The 2283-nt window shown below is 62.8% G+C and carries 4 protein-coding genes; 3 read left to right on the top strand and 1 reads right to left on the bottom strand.

Features of this window, described 5'->3' with window-relative positions:
- Positions 1-732: 732 nt before the first annotated feature.
- The 3 genes from ACDP63_RS24630 (at position 733) to ACDP63_RS24620 (ending at position 1834) form a co-directional block, all read left to right on the top strand.
- On the top strand, positions 733-990 hold the full coding sequence (locus ACDP63_RS24630) for an L-lactate permease (RefSeq protein WP_409928834.1): 258 nt from the start codon (positions 733-735) through the stop codon (positions 988-990).
- Between the two features lie 390 nt (positions 991-1380).
- On the top strand, positions 1381-1665 hold the full coding sequence (locus tag ACDP63_RS24625) for a hypothetical protein (RefSeq protein ID WP_147278015.1): 285 nt from the start codon (positions 1381-1383) through the stop codon (positions 1663-1665).
- Complete coding sequence (locus ACDP63_RS24620) at positions 1652-1834, top strand: hypothetical protein (protein ID WP_024846229.1); 183 nt, start codon at positions 1652-1654, stop codon at positions 1832-1834. Before ACDP63_RS24625 ends, ACDP63_RS24620 begins: the two co-directional genes overlap by 14 nt.
- Before the next feature lie 114 nt (positions 1835-1948).
- On the opposite strand, the gene ACDP63_RS24615 is transcribed toward ACDP63_RS24620, so the two are convergent.
- Positions 1949-2283, bottom strand: a 335-nt coding sequence (locus tag ACDP63_RS24615; protein WP_409928833.1) for an inorganic phosphate transporter, incomplete at its 5' end; no start/stop codon positions are given.

Here is a 2283-nt window from a genome sequence, read left to right as displayed (position 1 = left end):
AGATCGATTCGGCATAGAGCCGCGCATAGTCCCCAGGCGTGACCAGCGCAGCCTCAAAACCAGCCGGAACAGGATGTTTCTTAATCGATTCAATGCTCATGGCTCCCCCTCACAGCGATCGCATCATTTCCCCTTGCCCGCAGCGTCATGCCGAAATGCCCCCTCCTGGGCGGCCGCGGGAAAGCTCGAGCACAATGTTAACCAGATCGCCGCTTTCGTGTTAAGTATTTATTTATAAAGGGAATTTTGTTAATAATTTGACAACGAGCATATCTGGAATGTAAATATTTTACACGCCGGTCGGCACCGTGACCCGGGAGCCATCCTCCTGTCCGAGACGGCGGCTTGATCCCTCCAGGAGGTAGCGCCGCCTGCCGGCAGAACGCGCCCTCCGGCACCCGCCGGTCCCTGGCCCAGCGGCCCATCGCCACGGTCTTCACGCGGCCGGTGGCGCTGGCGAAATCGGCCAGTCGGTCGCCTATCCCGTCACCGCCATGCCGATCTGCGCGCCGGGCCGGACGAGATCATGGGCACGACCATGATCACGGGCGCATCGGCCGCTGCTGCTCGCCGTGCCGATGGTGCAGGTGTTCCTGAACTCGGCCTCGGACAGCCATGCCAGCCTGCCCATCGTGCTGGCGCAGGGTGTCTCGTCCGTGGTGGGCGATGCCTGGCCGATGTTCGCGCCGCTGATCANACTCGGCCTCGGACAGCCATGCCAGCCTGCCCATCGTGCTGGCGCAGGGTGTCTCGTCCGTGGTGGGCGATGCCTGGCCGATGTTCGCGCCGCTGATCAGGGCCATGGGCGCCTTCGTCGCCGGCTCGAACACGGTCAGCAACATGATGTTCTCGCTGTTCCAGTTCTCGACCGCCGAGCAGATCGGCCTGGGGGCGGCGGGCGCGGGCACCGTCGAGCTGGCCGACCGCAAGCACGCGATCATCCGCGAGACCCTGATCCCCATGGCTATTCCGTGGTGCAGGGCGGGCTGACCGGCAACCAGATGTGGTCGGCCGCCGCGGGATGTCCGCTCGAAACGGGAATCCGTCGCACGGAGCGATCACGGGTAAGGCTCATGGCCTGGTTTTGCCCCCTGCCCCTTGATCCACCCGGCGGCATCGCTATCTTGTCAGCAAGGCGTGTGCTGCGTGCGCCCAGGGACTTCCTCCCTGATTACGGAGACTGGTTGAACCCGTTTCTGACAGGAGATGTGCGATGCAGGCACATACTCGCAGCAAGACTTGCGATGTCCGTGATGAATTTCCCGACAGGGCAACGGAGCCCGGATCATCGGAGGCTTTGGCACCCCTCGGCCGCGAGCTGCTGACTGCCGATTGCATTTCGAACCCGGGAAAGGGGGCAATCGTCCAATGATCGGCCAAATGCTGAAAGAAGGTTATGGCATCGAAGACATATCCATCAGAACGGGACTGCCCGTTGACGAGGTCCGGTTTGCCGTCGCCTTGCTGCGTGAAAGCGGCTCGCTGAAAATTCTCTTGCGCGGAAATCGCAGAGCCTTGCCCCAAAGCCATCCTGCCAGCGATGCAAACCCCGGCACGAAAGGCCAGGAAGCCGGGATAGAGCAAATTTGTGCGCCAAAGGGCAATACCGCATCACCGCGCCGCATGCATGAAGCAGCCTACAGGTCGGGACATGAGCCAGAATAAAGACCCAGGCATCAAGAGCAAAAAAGGCGCAGGCCGAAACGACCTCGACAGCCTTGAAATAAAGCCGATCAGGATAACGACCTCCCGCAGGCAGGCCGTCAGGAATATCCTGCTGCTGATATTGGCATATGCCTCCGGCATGGGGCTGCTCTATTGGCTGTTGCATTAAGGAGCCCCCAGCAGCCAGAAGCGATTTTCCGTTTCCCCTGAGCAATTCCGGTCCGCCTTTCCCTGCGCTGCCCCTTTCTGTTCTTCTGCTGATTGGTCTTTGTTGTCGGGGGTATCAGGCTGCGATCTGGCGCAGGACGAGGAAGAGGATGGCCGAGAGCATTGCCGCGGCGGGGACGGTGACGACCCAGGCGGCGGCGATGGTCAGCACGTGCAGCCGGCGCACCAGCTTGCGGCGCCGGCGCTCGGCGGCGGGCAGATCGGCGGGCCGGGGAACGGCCATGCGGGCCTGCCTCAGCCGCCGCTCGGCATCCCATTCGCGGAAAAAGCCCACGCCGAAGATCGCACCCACCGCGATATGGGTCGAGCTGACCGGCAGCCCCAGCGCGCTGGCCAGGATGACCGTGATCGCCGCCGACAGCGCCACGCAATAGGCCCGCATCGGGTTGA

It is taken from the genome of Paracoccus sp. P2 (assembly GCF_046335115.1).
Taxonomy (GTDB): domain Bacteria; phylum Pseudomonadota; class Alphaproteobacteria; order Rhodobacterales; family Rhodobacteraceae; genus Paracoccus; species Paracoccus pantotrophus.
This window is presented reverse-complemented; position numbering and strand designations above follow the sequence as displayed.

Coding starts and splice junctions, on each gene's coding strand:
- ACDP63_RS24620 (WP_024846229.1), top strand. CDS start 1,652: ATGAGCCAGAATAAAGACCCAGGCATCAAGAGCAAAAAAGGCGCAGGC.
- ACDP63_RS24625 (WP_147278015.1), top strand. CDS start 1,381: ATGCTGAAAGAAGGTTATGGCATCGAAGACATATCCATCAGAACGGGA.